This window comes from Rhodobacter sp. SY28-1, from assembly GCF_005222785.1.
Lineage (GTDB): Bacteria > Pseudomonadota > Alphaproteobacteria > Rhodobacterales > Rhodobacteraceae > Tabrizicola.
In genome coordinates this window covers 79,343-98,487 of record NZ_STGH01000006.1, presented here as the reverse complement: position 1 = coordinate 98,487, position 19,145 = coordinate 79,343, and the positions used below count along the sequence as shown (strand labels likewise).

Here is a 19,145-nt window from a genome sequence, read left to right as displayed (position 1 = left end):
TCGGCGCGGGCCTTCGGATTGCCGCGCACGGCAGGGGCCGCGAAGCCGTCAAACGCCGTGTCATAGGCCGGATGGACCGCGACCAACTGGCCCTGCAGGTGGGTCGACAGCTCCGTCACCTCGATCCCGTTCTCGGCCGCCTGCCCCTTGAACTCATCGCACCAGGTCTTTGAGGACGCGGCCTTGTCCAGGTCAAACAGCCGCCCGTCCCAGGACGGCACCTGCACCCCGACATAGCCGCAATCCGCCGCCCACTTGGTGATCGACCCCCACGAGTTGAACGGCGCCGCATCCCCCGCAAACTGCGCCAGAAACAACGCAGGACCCTTCATCGTCTTCATCTCAATCCCTCCCCTTCGGGCCCTAGCCGCCCGTTTCAACCCTGACCGGGACTTCCAATCCCTGCCGTTCGGCCCAGTCGCGTTTGTCGATCGCGGCCACCAGCGCCCGTGCGAGGAATTCCCCTGCGCGGCCAACATCTTCCCGGATGATCAGGATTTCCTGCCGGAAGCGCCGCAGCATCGGGACGGCCTCTTTCGCGACGACGTCGAAGTCGCGACCGAGGACAAGGTGCGAGCGTTCCGCCCCGGCGATGGCGGCCATCGCGGCGGTCGTCGACCCGAGGAGCAGACCGTCGGGCGGATCGGGCGCAGCAAAGCGGGCGGCGATGGCGGCCTCGATCGGATCGCCCCCGGCGTCCGAGGTGACGCGGTCGGAAATCTCGAAGCGGACACCGAGCAGGGCTGCCTCATCGGAGAAGCCGGTGATCATGTGGCGGGCGTACATATGGGCGCGGGGCGGGGCGACGAGGAAAAGCCGCTTCCGGCCACGCTCGACCAGCGCGCGGGCGGCAAGGCGGCCGAAGCTTTCATTGTCGAAGTCGAAATAGAGGTGATCGATCCCCATGTTGCTGCGGCCGTGTGCGGCGAAGGGGAAGCCGTGGTCGTGCATGTAGCGGATGCGGGGGTCGTCTTCCTTGGTCTGGTTCAGGATGATGCCGTCGGCACTTTCGGTCTCAACCAGGTAGCGGATCGGCTCCATCGGGTCCTGGTCGGGGAAGAAGGGCATCACGACCAGGTGGTAGGCGGTGCCGCGCAGGGCGGCGGCGATGGAATAGATCAGCCGCGAGGTGTGGTTCATGATGTCGGTTTCGGTCGACAGCACGAGCGCGATCACATTGGTCTTGCCGGTGCGCAGGCGCACACCCGCGCGGTTCGGGCGGTAGCCGAGGAGGGCGGCGGTTTCGCGGACGCGGCGCTTGGTGTCCTCGCCGATGTCGGGGGCATCCTTCAGCGCGCGGGAGACAGTGGCGATGGCAAGGCCGGTGGCGGCGGCGATCGTCTTCAGCGTCGGGCGGACGTCCGAATCAGGGGGCGGCGGATCAGAGAGAGCAGCCATTGCAGCCTCCGTCTCTTCTTCGCCCGGCAGAGCGATCGCGGCGAATCCCGTCAGGTGATTCGCTGCGAAGGGCCCGTTGTGCAGCCGCAGCAGTGACTGCAGGACCGGGGCAAGGAAGCGCCCGTCCGGCAAGGGGTTTCACGCTGTTTCGGCACTGCGGCATTGGCCCTGATCACGCATGGATTTCCGCGCGGATTGGCGCAGATCATCCCTCCATGAAAACTTCTGTGAGGGGCTGCTACAAGCGAAAAGATTAGTTGATTGGCAAAACTATAACGTTATAGGCTATTTCTATAACGTTTTAGAAACCGGGAGGAACGGTATGAAACTTTCGAAGATGACGGCGCTTCTTGCGATGTCCGTGGCGATGCCCGCCATGGCAACCGAGCTGGAGGTCACCCACTGGTGGACCTCGGGCGGGGAAGCCGCAGCGGTCGCTGAACTCGCCAAAGCGTTCGACGCTTCGGGCGACAAATGGGTCGACGGCGCGATCGCTGGCGGCGGTGGCACCGCGCGTCCGATCATGATCAGCCGGATCACCGGCGGCGACCCGATGGGCGCCACCCAGTTCAACCACGGCCAGCAGGCGCTGGAACTGGTCGAGGCTGGCCTCATGCTGGACCTGACCGACGTGGCCGAGGCCAACAACTGGAAAGGGATCGTCAATCCGCCGTCGCTGCTGGACGCCTGCACTGTCGACGGCAAGATCTACTGCGCCCCGGTGAACATCCACTCGCCGGAATGGCTGTGGATCTCGAACAAGGTCTATGAGGACCTGGGCATTCCGGTTCCGACCAACTGGAACGAGTTCGTCGAGTCCGCGCCGAAGGTCCGCGAAGCAGGCAAGCTGCCGCTGGCCTTGGGTGACCAGCCCTGGCAGTCGAACCTGGCCTTCGGCGCGATGCAGATCGCGGTGGCCGGGCTTGATGCCTGGAAGGCCGTGAACGTCGACAAGAACATGGACGTGGCCGCAGGCGAAGAATACGCCAAGGTCTTTGCCGCCGCTGCCGAAGCGCGTGAACTGGCCAAGGGTTCGGCCGTGCAGGACTGGAACCAGGCGACCAACCTTGTCATCACCGACCAGGCCGCGGGCCAGATCATGGGTGACTGGGCGCAGGGTGAATTCCAGGTTGCGGGCGAAGTGGCTGGCAAGGATTACACCTGCCTGCTGGGCCTTGGCCTGAACGAGTACATCTCGACTGGCGGGGACGCGTTCTACTTCCCGAAACTGGATGATCCGGAAAAGGAAGCCGCGCAGAAGCGTCTTGCGGCTCTCCTCGTCAGCCCGGAAGTTCAGGTCGCCTTCAACCTGAAGAAGGGCTCGCTGCCGATCCGTGGCGACATCGACATGGGCGCTGCCAACGACTGCATGAAGAAGGGCCTCGAAGTGCTGGCCGGTGGCAACATCGTTCCCTCGGGCGACATGAACTGGTCGCCGGACGTCCAGAAGCTGAACGAAGACCTGATGGTTGAGTTCTGGAAATCCGACATGCCGGCGGCTGATGCCCATGCCAAGTGGGTGGAAAACCTGAAATCGGGTCTCTGAGACTGTCTTGACGACGGGGGGCTGCCCACACCGGGCGGCCCCTTTTCGCACCTGAAAGTCAACTAGGGGGGCAGGGGCCGATGTCAGTAGCAAGCGAGGCGGACGCAATCCGCACAAGTTCCGTGGCCAAGCCACGACCGCGGTGGAGCCGCAACGTCAGTTCCAAGATCGCGGCAATCCCGATGATCCTGACCGCGCTGGTGGTTTTCCTCGGCGGCACGATCTGGACGGTAGTCTATTCCTTCACCAACTCGAAGCTGCTGCCCAGAGCGAATTTCGTGGGCTTCGACCAGTACGAGCGGCTGTGGTCGCAGAACCGCTGGTTGGTTTCGATCGAGAACCTTCTGTATTACGGCGTGATGTCGCTGGTCTTCACGGTGGTCATGGGCTTCATCCTGGCCGTGCTGATGGACCAGAAGATCCGGTTCGAGGACACGTTCCGGACGATCATGCTGTACCCCTTCGCGCTATCGTTCATCGTGACGGGCCTTGTCTGGCAATGGATCCTGAACCCGGAGTTCGGCATCCAGGGTGTCGTGCGCGACCTGGGCTGGACGAGCTTCACCTTCGACCCGCTGAACAACCCCGACACGGTGCTGTTCGGGCTCTTGATCGCGGGGCTGTGGCAGGGGACTGGCTTTGTGATGTGCCTGATGCTGGCGGGCTTGCGCGGAATCGACGAGGACATCTGGAAGGCCGCGCGCGTTGACGGCATCCCGACCTGGAAGACCTATGTCATGGTCATCATCCCGATGATGCGCCCGGTGTTCATCACCACGCTGGTGATCGTGGCCTCCGGCATCATCCGGCTTTACGACCTGGTCGTCGCCATGACCAGCGGCGGGCCGGGGGGCAACGCATCCCAGGTTCCCGCGATGTATGTCTACGACTACATGTTCCAGGCGCAGAACCTTGGGCAGGGCTTCGCGGCGTCGACCATGATGCTTCTGTCCGTGCTGATCGTGCTGATCCCCTGGGCCTATCTGGAATTCGGAGGGAAGAAGCATGGCTGACCTGTCGATGAGTTCGGCCATGACCGGCCCGCGCGGCGCGAAGCCGAAAAAGGCGATGAGCCCGCGCAACATCATGCTGTACGGCATCCTGATCGTGGTCTGCGTCTATTACCTTCTGCCCCTCTGGGTCATGGTGATGACCAGCCTGAAGGGGATGCCCGAAGTCCGGATCGGAAACATCTTCGCCCCGCCGGTCGAGGTGACCTTCCAACCCTGGGTCAAGGCCTGGGCCGAGGCTTGCACCGGCCTGAACTGCGACGGTCTGAGCCGGGGCTTCTGGAATTCGGTCCTGATCACCGTGCCGTCGGTCATCGTGTCGATCGCGATTGCATCCGTGAACGGCTATGCGTTGATCAACTGGAAGTTCAAGGGATCGGACATCTTCTTCACGATCCTGATCTTCGGATCCTTCATCCCCTATCAGATCATGCTGTATCCCATCGTGATCCTGCTGCGCGAGGCCGGAATCTACGGGACGCTGTGGGGCCTGATCGTCGTGCACACGATCTTTGGCATGCCGATCCTGACGCTTCTGTTCCGAAACTACTTCAGTTCGATCCCGGAGGAGCTGTTCAAGGCCGCGCGCGTCGACGGGGCCGGGTTCTGGGGCATCTACTTCCGCATCATGCTGCCGATGTCGCTGCCGATCTTCGTGGTGGCGTTGATCCTGCAGGTGACAGGGATCTGGAACGACTTCCTGTTCGGGGTCGTCTTCACCAAGCCCGATCTCTACCCGATGACCGTGCAGCTGAACAACATCGTCAACTCGGTCCAGGGGGTGAAGGAGTACAACGTCAACATGGCCGCGACCGTGCTGACGGGCCTTGTGCCGCTGATTGTCTACTTCGTCTCTGGCAAACTCTTCGTGCGCGGTATCGCCGCCGGTGCCGTGAAAGGCTGACACATGGGAAATTCGATTGAAGTCAAGGACCTGACGCTGAACTTCGGCTCGGTTTCGGTTCTGAAGAACATGAACCTTGATGTGGCGGAGGGGGAGTTCGTCGTCCTTCTTGGCCCGTCGGGCTGCGGGAAGTCGACGCTGCTCAACTGCCTTGCAGGCCTGTTGGACATCACCGACGGGCAGATCTGGATCAAGGGGAAGAACGTCACCTGGGCGGAGCCGTCGGACCGGGGCATCGGGATGGTGTTCCAGAGCTATGCTTTGTATCCCCAGATGACGGTGCGGGGGAACCTTTCGTTCGGGCTGAAGAACGCCAAGGTCCCGCAAGCCGAGATCGACAAGCGGATCGCGCGGGCAGCCGAAATCCTGCAGATCCAGCCGTTGCTGGACCGCAAACCGGCGGCCCTGTCGGGCGGGCAGCGGCAGCGGGTGGCCATTGGCCGCGCGCTGGTGCGGGACGTGGACGTGTTCCTGTTCGACGAGCCGCTCTCGAACCTGGACGCCAAGCTGCGGTCCGAACTGCGGGTGGAGATCAAGCGCCTGCACAACCAGCTTGGCAACACGATGGTCTATGTGACCCACGACCAGATCGAGGCGCTGACCCTGGCTGACCGCATCGCGGTGATGAAGGGCGGGGTGATCCAGCAGCTGGCCGCGCCGCTGGAAATCTACAATCGCCCATCGAACCTGTTCGTGGCGGGGTTCCTGGGCAGTCCGTCGATGAACTTCCTGAAGGGACGGACGGTGGACAATGGCCGCGCGTTCCAGTTCGGCGCCACGAAGATCGACCTGACGGGCTATGAGGGCGGGGCGGTGCTGGAGCGCGACGATGCGATCCTGGGCGTCCGGCCGGAGCATATCACCGTCTCGACGACGCCTTTGGCCGGGCCGTCGATCCCGGCGGAGGTGGAGATCGACGAGAACCTGGGGGCCGACAGCCTTTTGTGGCTGAAAGCCGAAGGGACTAACATGAGCGTGCGGGTGCCGGTCGAGGGCCGGGTGCCGGCGGGAACGAAGGTGCATCTGGGGCTTGATATCCCCAAGGCCTCGCTCTTTGACGCGAAGACGGAGCAGAGGATCTAATCATGCTCGATCTGGCGGGGTGCTGGACGCTTTCGGATGAAAGCGGCGCCCATGTCATTGCCTTCGACCTGCCGGGGGATGGTGTCTCGGCGCTGGCGAAGGCGGGGGTGATCCCGGACCCGTACTGGGGCCGGAACGAGTATGACTGCCGCTGGGTGTCCGAGCGCGACTGGGTGGCGCGGCGGGTGTTTTCCCATGACGGATCAGCGGCTTGGCTGGTGGTCGAGGGGCTGGATACGGTCGCCGAAGTGCGGCTGAACGGGGATCTGGTCCTGTCGGCGGCGAACGTCCATCGGCGCTGGCGGGTGGATGTGTCGCAGGCGCTGCGGTCGGGGGAGAATACGGTCGAGATCCTCTTCCGCTCGCCCGTCCGCGAGGCCCTGGCGCGGGCGGCGCGGATGCCGTTTCCGATCCCCTATCAGCAGGTCAACGGGGCGATTGCCTTCAACAACATGCTGCGCAAACAGCAGTGCGATTTCGGCTGGGACTGGAACATCGCCCTTGGCATCTTCGGCGTCTCGGGCGGGGTACGGCTGGAGCCGGTGGGGCCCCGGATCGGCGACATCGTGGTAACGCAGGCGCATCGGCCCGGGGTGGCCGAGGTGTCACTGGCGGTTCATGCCGAGGGTGTGGGCGTGGTCACGGCAAGCCTGTGTGGCGTCTCGGGCACGACCGAAGTGCGGAACGGGGTGGCGCGGCTGACACTGACGATCCCGGACCCTCAGCTCTGGTTGCCAGCGGGGCAGGGCGCGCAGGTGCTGCATGATCTGGTGGTGACCGGCGATGGGGCGCAGGTGCTGAAGCGGATCGGGCTGCGCGAGATGCGGTTGGTCAGCGAGCCGGACGCGGCGGGGCGGTCGTTTGGCGTGCAGGTCAACGGCCGGAAGGTCTTTGCCAAGGGGGCGAACTGGATCCCGGCGGATGCTCTGTTTGGGCGGATCACGGTCGAGGGCGTGCGGGGGCTGCTGCAGTCCGCCGTCGACGCCAACATGAACATGATCCGCATCTGGGGCGGCGGGCGGTACGAGCCGGACTGGTTCTACGACCTTTGCGACGAGATGGGGCTGATGGTCTGGCAGGACTTCATGTTCGCCTGCCATCTGTATCCCTCGACCCCCGAATTCCTGGCCGAAGTCGATGCCGAGGTGCGCGATGTGGTGGGCCGGATCAATCACCACGCCTGCCTCGCGGTCTGGTGTGGCGACAACGAGCTGATCGGGGCGCTGACCTGGTTCCCCGAAAGCCGCAAGGACCGCGACCGCTATCTGGTGAACTACGACCGGCTGAATCGCACGGTGGAGGCGGCGCTGCATTCGGTGCTGCCGGGGGCGAACTGGTGGCCCTCGTCGCCGTCGCCCGGGCCGCTGGCGTTCGGGGATGCGTGGCACGACGATTCCAGTGGCGACATGCACTTCTGGAGCGTGTGGCACGAGGGGAAGGATTTCGATCACTATCGCGATGTAAGCCCCCGGTTCTGTTCTGAATTCGGATTTCAGTCCTATCCTTCGTTGTCGGCGATCCGGGCTTTTGCGGATGAGGCGGACTGGAACATCGCCGCGCCGGTGATGGAGAGCCATCAGAAGAACCCCGGCGGCAACGCGCGGATCGCGGAAACGATGTTCCGCTATTTCCGCTTTCCGGTGGACTTCCCGAACTTCGTCTATGTCAGCCAGGTCCAGCAGGCCTTGGCGATCAAGACGGCGGTCACGCATTGGCGGAGCCTGAAGCCGCATTGTCAGGGGACGCTGTACTGGCAGCTGAACGACACCTGGCCGGTGTGTTCCTGGGCGAGCCTCGATCATGGCGGGAACTGGAAGCTGCTGCATCACATGGCGGCGCGGTTCTATGCGCCGGTGATGGTGACGGCGGTGCCGAAGGACGGGAGCATCGAGCTGCGGGCGGTGAATGACCGGCCCGAAGCGGTGACGATCACGGTCACGGCCAATGCGGCGGCGATGGATGGGACAACGCGGGCAGTGGGTCAGGCGACGGTGACGGTGTTCCCGGACGCGGCGCTGCCAGTGCTGACCGTGGCCGCCGATGCGCTGCGCGCGGATGAGGTTCTGGCCTTCGTCTGGAGCGGCGATGCTCAGGGCGGGGACGTCCATGCACCGAAACCCTGGAAGGCCTATGACCTGCAGCCCTCGGGCCTGACGGCGGACATCAAGCGCGAGGGTGACGTCTGGAAATTGACGTTGCAAGTCAAGGCACTCGCCCCGTTTGTTGCAGTGGAATCTGAAGTTCCGGGGCGCTTTTCGGCGAACGCTGTCACGATGTTCCCGGGCCATCCGGCCACGATCACCTTCACCCCCGAGGACCCCTCGGCGGTGCCGACCTTCACGTTCCGAGATCTCCATTCCGCCACCTACGGCGGCTGACGAAAGGACCCCTCATGTTCAGCTATCAACTCTATTCCTCGCGCAACTTCCCGCCCATGTCGCGGACCTTCGAGATGGTCTCGAAAGCGGGCTACACCGGCGTCGAAGGCTACGGCGCGCTTTATGCCGACGACGCGGCAGTCGCGGCGACCAAGGCCGGGTTGGAAGCCACCGGCCTTGCGATGCCGACCGGGCACTTCGGGCTGGCGCAGCTGGAGAATGACGTCGACAAGGTCCTCGACATCGCCAAGGCGCTGAAGATGGAGCGGCTCTATTGCCCCTATGTCATGCCGGACGACCGCCCGACCGATGCGGCGGGGTGGACGGCGTTTGGCGCGCGGTTGCAGAAGGCGGGTGCGCCCTACAAGGCGGCGGGCTATGGCTTTGGCTGGCACAACCACGATTTCGAGTTCAAGGCGCTGGCCGACGGGTCCATGCCGCAGGACCGCATCTTCGAGGGCGGGCCGGGGCTGGAGTGGGAAATGGACGTGGCCTGGGTGATCCGCGGCGGCGCCGATCCGCTGGCATGGATCGAGAAATACAAGGACCGGATCACGGCGGCGCACGTCAAGGACATCGCCCCTGCCGGGGAGAACAAGGACGAGGACGGCTGGTCGGACGTGGGTCACGGCACGGTGGACTGGAAGTCCATCATGGCCGCGCTGCGCAAGATCGGGGTCAAGCACTTCGTCATGGAACACGACAACCCGAAGGACGATGCGCGGTTCGCAACGCGTTCGATCGCTTCGGCAAAAGCCTTCTGAGGAATAGAGAAAATGGCAAATCTTGGTATCGGGATCATCGGGGCGGGCAACATCTCCAGCGCGTATCTGCGGCTGGCGCCCCTGTTCAAGGGGCTGGAGGTCCGGGCCGTCGCCGACGTGAACATGGAGGCCGCGAAGCTGCGGGCCGAGGAGTTCAACGTCAAGGCGCAGTCGGTGGATGACCTTCTGGCGAACAAGGACGTGGATGTGGTCATCAACCTGACCATCCCGGACGCGCATTACGCGGTGACGAAGCGGATTCTGGAGGCGGGCAAGCACGCCTATTCCGAAAAGCCGCTGGTCCTGACGCTGGACGAGGGCAAGACCCTGCGCGACCTCGCGGCGTCGAAGGGATTGGCCGTGGGTTGTGCGCCCGACACGTTCCTTGGGGGTGCGCACCAGCAGGCGCGGGCGCTGCTGGATGAGGGGCGGATCGGCACGATCACCACGGCGGTCGCTTGCGTGCAGAACCATGGGCCGGAAGGCTGGCACCCGAACCCGGAGTTCTTCTTCCTGCCGGGCGCGGGGCCGATGCTGGATCTGGGGCCGTATTATGTGGCGAATCTGATCAACTTCCTGGGGCCGGTGAAGCGGGTGGGGGCGATCACGTCCTCGGCCACGCCGACGCGGACCATCGGGTCCGGCGCGCGGGCGGGGCAGGAGATCCCGGTCAAGACGCCGACCAACATTCATGCACTGCTGGAGTTCCACAACGGGGCGGTGGTGAACCTGACGACCTCGTGGGACGTCTGGCATCACAAGCGCAACCACTTCGAGTTCTACGGGACCGAGGGGACGATGTATGTGCCGGACCCGAACTTCTTTGGCGGCACGGTCGAGGTGGCGGACAAGGCAGGCACGCTGACCGAGGTCGCCCCGTGGGATCACCCGTTCGGCGTGCCGAACCAGGAGCATCCCAAGCACGGCGCGCTGGCGAACTACCGGACAGCAGGGCTGGCCGACATGGTTGCAGCACTGCAAGGCGGTCGCGATGCGCGCTGTTCGCTGGAGCGGACGCTACATGGGGTCGACGTGATGACCGCCTGCCTGACCTCGGGCGAGACGGGGGGCTTTGTCACGCTGACGACCACCTGCACGCGGCCTGCCGCGCTGTCGCCGGACGAGGCGCGGGCGCTGATGCGCTGAGAATGGCCTGACCTGGCACCTCCCTGTCGGGTCGGCCGCGTGGGCGGAAGGATTGAGGGATCCTTCCGCCCACGATCTGTGAAAAGAGGGCTGACATGCTGGAAAACCCCGTGATCCGTGGCTTCAACGCCGATCCGTCCTTCTGCCGGGTGGGCGAGGATTATTACATCGCGACCTCGACCTTCGAGTGGTATCCGGGGGTGCAGATCCACCACTCGCGCGATCTGGTGAACTGGCGGCTGGTCTCGCGGCCGTTACGGCGGGCCAGTCAGCTGGACATGCGGGGGAACCCGGACAGCTGCGGGATCTGGGCGCCCTGTCTGTCCTGGGCGGACGGGAAGTTCTGGCTGGTCTATACGGACGTGAAGCGGCTGGATGGGGCGTTCAAGGACGCGCACAACTACATTGTCACCTGCGAGACGGTGGATGGGGAGTGGTCGGACCCGACTTATGTGACCTCATCGGGGTTTGACCCGTCCCTGTTCCATGACCGGGACGGGCGGAAGTGGTTCGTCAACATGCGCTGGAACCATCGGGGCAAGGGCACCGGGCTGAACCCGGTCAACGACCGGTTCGACGGGATCGAGTTGCAGGAGTGGCACCCGGAGAAGGGGCTCTTGGGCGATGTGACGACGATCTACCTTGGGACCGACCTTGGGTTGACCGAGGCGCCGCATTTGTTCTGGCATGACGGGTATTATTACCTGACGACGGCCGAAGGGGGCACGGGCTATGACCATGCGGTCACCTTGGCGCGGTCGCGGGACATCCGGGGGCCGTACGAGACGCATCCGGCCAAGCATGTGATTACCGCCCGGTTTTCGCCGGAGAACCCGATCCAGCGGATGGGGCATGGGCAGTATGTCGAGGGGCATGACGGGCGGTTCTGGCACTCGTACCTGTGCGGGCGGCCGCAAAAGGGGCCTCGGGGGCTGTTCTGTGCGACGGGGCGCGAGACCGGGCTGGCCGAGGTCGTCTGGCGCGACGGTTGGTTGTGGCTGAAGGACGGGGGGATGTTGCCGCCCACGACAGTCGATCTGCCGGTGGAGCGGGTGGTGCCGGGGGAGGTGGAGTATGACTTCTCCGGTTCGGAACTGCCGGATGACTTCCAGTGGCTGCGGACGCCGGAGCCGGAGCGGATTTTCCAGATGACCGGGAGTGCGTTGCGGCTGATCGGGCGGGAGAGCCTGGGGTCCTGGTTCGAGCAAAGCCTCGTCGCGCGGCGGCAGGATGAGCCTTCCTATGCGGCGGAGTGTGATGTCGTAGCCGATCCGCCAAACTGGCAGCGGGCGGCGGGGCTGATCACCTATTACAACCGGCACAAGTTCCATGCGGCGCTGGTGACCCGCGAGGGCGGAGAGCGGGTGGTCACGCTGGTGTCGTGCCTTGGCGACTGGCCGGGCGAGGCGCTGACCTTTCACGGGCGGTTCCCGGTGGCCGAGGGCAAGGTGACGCTGGGCGTGACGGTTGACCGGGCGGTGCAGCGGTTCAGCGTGAACGGGGTCGCGGTGGGACCGGAGCTGGATGCCTCGGTCGTGTCGGACGAAGGCGGGCGGGGGGAGCATGCGTCGTTCACCGGGGCCTTCGTCGGTGTCGTGGCGCATGACCTGACGGGGCAGGGCTGGACCGCGGATGTGACAAGGTTCCGCTATACGCCCAAAGCGGATTGAGGATTTGATCAGACGGATTTGATCAACTCTTGATTGCCGGAGAGATGCCGTCATAAAGGGCTTTAGCCGAAGGGAGCCCCGATGGACGCCGACAGCCGCAAGATCCCCAGCCACGAGGTCACCTACGCGCGCCTGCGCGACATGATCCTGTTCGGGCATCTGGCGCCGGGAGCTCCGGTCACGATCCAGGGTCTGATCGCCGATCTGGGCGCGGGCATGACCCCGGTGCGCGAGGCGATCCGGCGGCTGACGGCGGAAGGGGCGTTGTTGCCGCAGGGGAACCGCCGGGTGGCGGTGCCGGAGCTGTCGGCGGACCTTCTGGAGCAGGTGGCCTTTGCGCGCCTTGCGATCGAGCCGAAGCTGGCGGAACTGGCCGCGCCGAAGCTGACGGCGACGCAGATCGACCGGCTGGAGGCGATCGACGGGGCGGTGAACCGAGCCATCGAGGCGGGGAACCTGCCGGATTATCTGGCGGCAAACCATGCGTTTCACTTTGCGCTGTACGAGGCGGCGGAGGCCCCGGTCCTTCTGGACCTCGCCCGGTCCCTTTGGCTGCGGGCGGGGCCAAGCTTGCGGGCGGTGATCGACCGATATGGGCGCGAGGCGGCACCCGACCTGCACCGCGAGGCGCTGGCGGCAATGCGGGCAGGGGATGCCAAGGCGCTGGCGCGGGCCATCGAAGAGGACATCCAGCAGGGTGTGGATCACGTCCGGCAGGCCTTGGCCGAAGGCCACTGACGGTTTTCGAATTGAGCGCTGACGCGCGAGGCTTTTGTCTCGTCGTCGGGCTTCGCCTCCTCCTCGGGTGATTGGGGCGCTGCCTCCAAACCCCCGGAGTATTTGGAAAAAGAGCAAGAGAGCGGGCTGGGAAATAATTTGATCAAATTTCTTGAACGGCGGCGCGTTTGATCATATCCTGTGAGCCAGACGGGGCACGCGGCCCTGCCGATTCCGTGAGGGTACGCCGATGAACATGATCACCAACCACCTGCCAACCGCCGAGCTGCAGCGCCTGGACGCGGCGCACCATTTCCATCCCTTTACCGACAAGGCAGGGCTGGCGGCCAAGGGCGCGCGGGTCATCACCCGGGGTGAGGGCGTCTGGCTGACCGACAGCGAGGGCAACCGGATCATCGACGGGATGGCGGGGCTTTGGTGTGTGAACATCGGCTATGGCCGGAAGGAACTGGCCCAGGTCGCGGCGCGGCAGATGGAGGAACTGGCCTATTACAACACCTTCTTCCAGACGACCCATGTGCCGGCCATCGCGCTGGCGGCGGAGATCGCGAAGCTGGCCCCCGGTGACCTGAACCACGTCTTCTTCGCGGGGTCTGGGTCGGAAGCGAACGATACCAACATCCGTCTGGTGCGGCGGTATTGGGACGTGAAGGGGATGCCCTGGCGCAAGACGATTATCGCGCGGTGGAATGGGTATCACGGCTCGACGATGGGCGGCGGCAGCTTGGGGGGCATGAAGCCGATCCATGCGCATGGCGGCAAGATCGACGGGATCGAGCATATCGACCAGCCCTACTGGTGGGGCGAGGGCGGGGACATGTCCGAGGACGAATTCGGCCTGGCCCGGGCGCGGCAGCTGGAAGCGAAGATCCTGGAACTGGGGCCCGACAACGTGGCGGCCTTCATCGGTGAACCGGTGCAGGGCGCGGGGGGCGTGATCATTCCGCCGAAAACCTACTGGCCGGAAATCCAGCGCATCTGCGACAAGTATGGCATCCTCTTGATCGCCGACGAGGTCATCACCGGCTTTGGCCGCACCGGGAACTGGTTCGGGTCCGAGACCTTTGGCATCAAGCCGCATATCATGACCATCGCGAAGGGCCTGTCCTCGGGCTATCAGCCGATCGGCGGGTCCATCGTCTGTGACGAGGTGGCCGAAGTTGTCGGTGGGGCTGGGGAGTTCTTCCACGGCTACACCTATTCGGGTCATCCGGTTGCGGCGGCTGTGGCGCTGGAGAACCTGCGGATCATGCAGGACGAGCATATCGTCGAACATGTGCGGGACGTGGCCTCTCCCTATCTGCGAGAACGCTGGGAGAAGCTGGCCGACCATCCGATGGTGGGCGAGGCGAAGCTGGTCGGCCTGATGGGGTCCATCGCGCTGACCCCGAACAAGGCGAAGCGGGGGAAGTTTGCCAGCGAGGCCGGGACAGTCGGCTTCAAGACGCGCGAGCGGTGCTTTGCCAACAACCTGATCATGCGGCATGTCGGCGACCGGATGATCATCGCCCCGCCGCTGGTCATTACTCCGGCCGAGATCGACGTGCTGATCGAGCGCGCGAAGACGTCGCTGGACGAGGCCTACAAAATCGTCAAGGACGAAGGCCTCTGGGTCGAGGCCTGAGGACTGCCCACGCGGGTTGGGGGTGCGGTGAAGCGGCCCCTGACCAAAGCTGTGCAGCGCCCGCTGACGCGGGCGCTGGCTGGGCGGATCGCAAGAGATGAAAACCGGACAGCAGCGGGTGCCGAGGGTCCTTAATGAGGAGCCGCGGACACCCGCTGCTGTCCGGCTTATCCTGCCGCGAGTGCAGGGGTCTGCCGGAGGGGAATCGGCGGACGTGCGGGCAGGAGGGGGGAGTTGGCCAGCCGCCAGGCGCGGATGGCCTCAAGGTCGTCGGTGTACACGATGTAATCTGCGGCATCCTCTTTCTCGACGCCGATATCGTCGAGGAGGTGGGGGGAAAGGCTTTCCAGGCGGCTGATCTGGGCCTGAAGGTCGCGGGCCGACTGGTAGGCTGCGGCGCGTGCCAGCACGGGGGCCGGGATCGGCGATTTCAGCCAGGCGGTCAGCCGGCGCTTGTGCCGCTGGCGCAGGGCGCGGGCCCGGGCGCGGAACAGCTCGTCTTCGGTCTGGGCGGTGCCTTCGGTCGAGGCGGAGGTTTCGACGAAGGCCTGGTACAGCGTGACGATCGGCAGAGAGGTCATGGTTCGTCTCCTTGAGTTCGTCGGTGGCCGGGCCGCCGATCTGATGAACCCAATATGACCGATGCGCTGCGTTCCGGATGTGTCGCAGAGCACACCCTGATCCGGGGTGGCTATTCTTCGACCAGCGCGCGAAGGGCGGCGACGTCGCAGCGCCAGACGGGGCCGTCCTGTTCGAGAATCCGGCGTTCCCGGAAGTCCTGCAGGACACGGTTCACCTTGGACCGGGTCGCCCCGATCATCAGTCCGATGTCGGTCTGGCTCAGATTCGGGGTCAGGGTGGCGCTGTTGCCCGGATCGGGGCCATGCAGGCTGTGCAGGGTGAACAGCAGGAAACGCGCGACGCGCACTTCGACCGGATGCAGGGCGACCGCTTCAAGCCGGTCGTTCGTGCTGCGCAAGAGACCTGCCAGATGCGCGATGGCGGCCTCGTGCAGGTCGGGATGTCGCGCGGCGACGTCGCGCAGATCCTCGCGCCGGATGACCAGCGCGTCGACTTCGGTCATCGCGGTGGCGTCGGTGCTGCGCTCGCCCCCGTCCAGACAGGCGATCTCGCCCACCAGATCGCCCGGTTCGGCGACGCGGATCAGCAGTTCGCGCCCGCCGCCCGACAGGATCGACATCTTGATCCGGCCATCGGTCAGGGCGAGGAGCGTGTTGCCGGGGTCGCCCTTGCGGAACAGGGTCTGCCCGGCGGGAAAATGGCGGCGCGTGGCGCGGGTGGCGAGTTCGGCGAGGGTCTCGGGATCGGCGGCGGCGAAGATGGGAAAGGAGCGCCAGACCGCCAGATCCCGGGGGGCGAGAGGGGGAATGGTCGAGGGCTGCGTCATGGATCACCATTGGTCTGGGACGGGGCCGACGGGAAGGCCAACCGGCCGGCTGTCGCGTTTCCGTGATCCCACCCTCCTCGCCGCGGCATCAAGATGCCCCGGCGGTGAGCGTGCCCGGGAAGCCGGGCAGAGGGGCGAGGCGTGTGATCGCCTGTTCCAGGATGTCCTGCCCGCGCAGCCAGTCGGGGCCGGTACGGAACTCTGTGACCTGATCGAGAGCGTTGCGCAGGGCTTCGAGGGCCCCGGTCTGCAACTGGGCCTGGTCGGTCAGGATCCGGACCCGGTCGGTGCAGGCGCGCAGGTGGAACAGCCAGGCGCCCTGACGGCGCGACGTGGCAATGGAGGTCTCCAGCCGGGCCAGGGCCTCGTCCGGCGCGCCGGTCTGTTCATGAATCAGGGCATCGAGGCGCTGGAGTTCGGACAGGACCAGATATTCGCGGTTCATCATGGCATGGGCGATCCCGTCATCGACGACGAGCCGTGCCAGGTCCGTCCTTCCGAAGTGCATCGCGCAGTCGGCAAGGTAGGCCGAGAAGGTCGGGACGTAGAGCGTGGCGCCGGTCGCCTTCCAGTCGTCGATCCCGGTCTTTGCAACGTCGAGACTGTCCATGTCATTGAGGGTGAAGACGCGGCCGATGCCAGTCATCAGCTTGCTGTGTGCGTGCCAGCGGACAAAGCCGTGTTCGTGCGTAACCGAGGCTTCCTCTTCCGCCGCTTGCAGGCTGTTGGTGTAGTCGCGGCGCATGAAGGCGATGATCGAGCGGATGGCTTCGGATTGCGCCACCGAGATCGGGGGATCGCCACTGCGTGCGAGCTCGCCTGCCTTTTGCGAGACGTCCCAGGCGCTTGCAAGCCTGCCCGCGAAGGCGAAGACCTGTGCCAGCATGATCCGCGCCGAAATCGCGGGGTTCTCGCCGTAGATCGCGATGCCGCGTCGTGATTCGATCCGGTCGGCGATCTCGATCGAGCCTTCGTAGGCGCGCTGTGCCTCGGCGAAGCGGTCCATCGACAGGTTGGTCGAGCCATGCGCCCGCAGCGCAATCGACTTGACCAGACCGCCACCAAGTTCGTCGGCAAGGCTCATGAGAGTTGCGGTCAGTTCCAGGCAGGTGTCGAACTTTCCATGATCGTAGTTGTGGCTCCACAGTCCGCGCAGCGCGTCGAACAACTGCGCGCGGGCGCCGATCCGTTCGCAAAGATCGCGCGCCCGGGCATAGGTCTGCCCCACGGCTTCGGCGGCATTGCCGCGACTGGCGATGATCGGGGCGCCCATCGCGATCAGACAGCGGAGCTCAGCGGCGTCGCGCGCCGGGCTTTCGGGCAGGGTCCGGACGCAGCGCAAGGCGTTGCCATAGGCGCTGATCGCTTCGGCGTTGGCCGAGCGGCGGGTGGCGTCGGCACCGGCCTGTTCGTAGTTCGCGATGGCCGTTTCCATCGCGCCCGCAAGTTCGGCGTGCTGGGCGATGAGGTCGGGCAGCGGTTCGGCCCGGGCTTGAAGATGCTGCACGATCCGGCCGTGGATCGTCCGCCGGGAGCTGTGCAGAAGGCTGTCATAGGCGGCGTCGCGGATCAGGGCGTGCTTGAACACCCAAGCGTCGCGGCCCCGGAAGATCAGTTCGGCCGATTCCAGCCGAGCGAGCGCTTGCTGCAGTTCTGGTTCCGGGCGGTCGGCGATGGCCGCGAGGAGGCCGGGTTCGAATTCGCGGCCGATGCAGCTTGCCGTCTGCGCGATGGCCTTGACGTCCCGCATGTGGTCAAGCCGCGCCATCAGCATTTCCTGCAGCGTCTCGGGCACCGTGACCTCGTCGGCGGCGTCGCCGTCCTGGTGCAGGGCGCGCCTTGCGATCACCGCCTTGATCAGTTCCTCGATGAACAGCGGGTTTCCGTCGCTACGCGACAGGATGGCCTGGAAGACGCTGTCGGGCAGGGTCGAGACGTCGATCCCGGCGGCGTCGAACAGTCCGACGGCGATCTGTCGGCTTGCCTCGGATCCCAAGGGGCGCAGGTCGATCCGGGCCGCGCCGTCGGGCAGGGTGAGCGGTGGCGTGGTGGCGGGCCGCGAGGTGAGGACAGTGAGGCTGCGCGAGTCGGGTGCGGCCTTGAGCATCATCTCGACCAGTTGCAGCGTCGTGGGGTCGGCCCAGTGGATGTCCTCGATCTCGAAGAAGATCGGCCGGTCGGCCGAGACTGCGCGCCACCGGGCAACCAGCGCTTCGAGCGTGCGCTGACGCACCTGCTGGGCGCTGAGGGTCGAAAGCAGACGCTCTTGCCCGGCATCGAGGCCAAGGAGCTGGGCGAAGAGGGCCACGGTTTCGGCGTCGCCGCCGTCAGCGCCGCCAAAGCAGGTCGACAGGTAGGCGGCCCGGGCGTCCGGGTCGGTCAATCCGGCGAGGTGCTCGGGGTCAAGCAGCCGACGCAGATACTGGACGACGGGCCAGAGCGCCCGATCCGAAAAGACCGGCGAGCATTGCAGCTGCATCGGCAGAAGCTGGACCCCGGCCAGACGGTCGAGGACAGCGCGGACCAGACGTGACTTGCCGATCCCCGCTTCGGCCACGATCAGGGCGGCGGTGCCGCGCCCGGCCTGGACCTGGGTCCAGCAGTCGAGGAGGGTTGCAATCTCGTCATCGCGGCCGAGGATCGGGCGGATGATCCCCCGGGAACGGGCGTCGTAGCGTGAGCCGTGGTCGCGTTCGCCGACGACCTCCCAGGCGGTTGCGGCATCGTCGAAGCCCTTGAGGCTTGCCTCGCCAAGCTGTTGCAGGTGGAAGGTGTTTGCGACCAGGCGAGCGGTGGCGTCGCTGATCGCCACCCGGTTGCGCCCGGCGGCCTTTTCCAGCCGGGCGGCAAGGTTCGGGGTTTCGCCCGTCGCTGTGCGTTCACGGGCCTCGTCTGATCCGACGATGTCGCCGACGACCACAAGGCCGGTCGCGATGCCGACCCGGCAGGCCATGGCGCCGACGCCACGGGCGGACAGCTTGCCGACCTCCTCGACCGCGGCAAGCCCGGCGCGGATCGCCTGCTGGACATCGTCTTCGCGCGCGATGGGCCAGCCGAAATAGGCCTGCACCCCGTCGCCCATGAACTTGGCCACATAGCCGTTGAAGCGGGCAATCACGCCCGCGACGGCGTTCTGGTAGGCGCGCAGAAGCTCGGCCATCTCTTCGGGGTCGATCTCGCGCGAGATGCGGGTGGAGTCGACCAGATCGACGAACATGATCGACATGTGCCGCCGTTCCGCCAGGCTTTCGGGCGGGGACGGGGCGATAGGTGCCGCACCCAGGGCCCGCCGCAGGCGTTTGCGGTCGCCAAGCGAGATGCCGAGCTCGCGGAAGTCCTCGTCGGAGAGGTCAGCCAGCAGGTCGGTCGAGACGTCGGCAGCGGACAGGGCCTGATGCAGGTGCCCAAGACCGTGGCTGGCAAGCCAGTCGTTCAGGTCCTGAAACCGGCTTTCCCCCTGGCCTGTCATCCCGCGA

At 65.5% G+C, this 19,145-nt stretch carries 14 protein-coding genes and 1 pseudogene; 10 read left to right on the top strand and 5 right to left on the bottom strand.

Translation table 11 applies throughout. From position 1 onward, the window contains the following. Together E8M84_RS21010 and E8M84_RS21005 are read right to left on the bottom strand one after the other, a co-directional pair. A pseudogene (locus E8M84_RS21010) lies at positions 1 to 341 on the bottom strand (sugar phosphate isomerase/epimerase); the annotation flags it as partial. 22 nt (positions 342 to 363) lie between these two features. Next, positions 364 to 1,398, bottom strand: a complete 1,035-nt coding sequence (locus E8M84_RS21005) for a LacI family transcriptional regulator (RefSeq protein WP_137113214.1) — start codon at positions 1,396 to 1,398, stop codon at positions 364 to 366. A gap of 322 nt (positions 1,399 to 1,720) precedes the next feature. On the opposite strand from E8M84_RS21005, the gene E8M84_RS21000 reads away from it, so the two are divergent. The 10 genes from E8M84_RS21000 to E8M84_RS20955 all read left to right on the top strand — a co-directional run bounded on the left by E8M84_RS21000 (position 1,721) and on the right by E8M84_RS20955 (position 14,261). Further along, positions 1,721 to 2,944 (top strand): ABC transporter substrate-binding protein, encoded by a 1,224-nt coding sequence (locus E8M84_RS21000; RefSeq protein WP_137113213.1) that lies wholly within the window; start codon positions 1,721 to 1,723, stop codon positions 2,942 to 2,944. Positions 2,945 to 3,024: 80 nt separating this feature from the next. Continuing rightward, a complete protein-coding gene (locus E8M84_RS20995; protein ID WP_137113212.1) occupies positions 3,025 to 3,957 on the top strand; it encodes a carbohydrate ABC transporter permease in 933 nt (310 codons plus the stop codon). Next, entirely contained in the window at positions 3,950 to 4,858 is a 909-nt protein-coding gene (locus tag E8M84_RS20990) for a carbohydrate ABC transporter permease (protein WP_137113211.1), read from the top strand. The genes E8M84_RS20995 and E8M84_RS20990 overlap by 8 nt, the downstream gene beginning before the upstream one ends. Positions 4,859 to 4,861: 3 nt before the next feature. Continuing rightward, positions 4,862 to 5,941: an ABC transporter ATP-binding protein gene (locus E8M84_RS20985; RefSeq protein WP_137113210.1), complete on the top strand. Its 1,080-nt coding sequence runs from the start codon at positions 4,862 to 4,864 to the stop codon at positions 5,939 to 5,941. A 2-nt stretch (positions 5,942 to 5,943) separates the two neighbouring features. After that, positions 5,944 to 8,319, top strand: coding sequence for a glycoside hydrolase family 2 protein (locus E8M84_RS20980; RefSeq protein WP_137113209.1), 2,376 nt, complete (start codon positions 5,944 to 5,946; stop codon positions 8,317 to 8,319). A gap of 14 nt (positions 8,320 to 8,333) precedes the next feature. Next, positions 8,334 to 9,083, top strand: a complete 750-nt coding sequence (locus E8M84_RS20975; protein WP_137113208.1) for a sugar phosphate isomerase/epimerase — start codon at positions 8,334 to 8,336, stop codon at positions 9,081 to 9,083. 12 nt (positions 9,084 to 9,095) lie between these two features. Further along, positions 9,096 to 10,229 carry a Gfo/Idh/MocA family protein gene (locus tag E8M84_RS20970; protein WP_137113207.1) on the top strand — a complete coding sequence of 378 codons (1,134 nt, stop codon included), beginning with the start codon at positions 9,096 to 9,098 and terminating at the stop codon, positions 10,227 to 10,229. Between the two features lie 95 nt (positions 10,230 to 10,324). Next, complete coding sequence (locus tag E8M84_RS20965; RefSeq protein WP_137113206.1) at positions 10,325 to 11,899, top strand: glycoside hydrolase family 43 protein; 1,575 nt, start codon at positions 10,325 to 10,327, stop codon at positions 11,897 to 11,899. 81 nt (positions 11,900 to 11,980) lie between these two features. Then, positions 11,981 to 12,637, top strand: coding sequence for a GntR family transcriptional regulator (locus tag E8M84_RS20960; RefSeq protein ID WP_137113205.1), 657 nt, complete (start codon positions 11,981 to 11,983; stop codon positions 12,635 to 12,637). Between the two features lie 229 nt (positions 12,638 to 12,866). Beyond that, positions 12,867 to 14,261: an aspartate aminotransferase family protein gene (locus tag E8M84_RS20955; RefSeq protein WP_137113204.1), complete on the top strand. Its 1,395-nt coding sequence runs from the start codon at positions 12,867 to 12,869 to the stop codon at positions 14,259 to 14,261. 167 nt (positions 14,262 to 14,428) lie between these two features. On the opposite strand, the gene E8M84_RS20950 is transcribed toward E8M84_RS20955, so the two are convergent. The 3 genes from E8M84_RS20950 to E8M84_RS20940 all read right to left on the bottom strand — a co-directional run bounded on the left by E8M84_RS20950 (position 14,429) and on the right by E8M84_RS20940 (position 19,138). Beyond that, positions 14,429 to 14,842, bottom strand: coding sequence for a DUF1127 domain-containing protein (locus E8M84_RS20950; protein ID WP_137113203.1), 414 nt, complete (start codon positions 14,840 to 14,842; stop codon positions 14,429 to 14,431). A 110-nt stretch (positions 14,843 to 14,952) separates the two neighbouring features. After that, a complete protein-coding gene (locus tag E8M84_RS20945; RefSeq protein WP_137113202.1) occupies positions 14,953 to 15,669 on the bottom strand; it encodes a Crp/Fnr family transcriptional regulator in 717 nt (238 codons plus the stop codon). Positions 15,670 to 15,757: 88 nt separating this feature from the next. Next, positions 15,758 to 19,138 carry an adenylate/guanylate cyclase domain-containing protein gene (locus E8M84_RS20940; RefSeq protein ID WP_137113201.1) on the bottom strand — a complete coding sequence of 1,127 codons (3,381 nt, stop codon included), beginning with the start codon at positions 19,136 to 19,138 and terminating at the stop codon, positions 15,758 to 15,760. Positions 19,139 to 19,145: the final 7 nt, after the last annotated feature.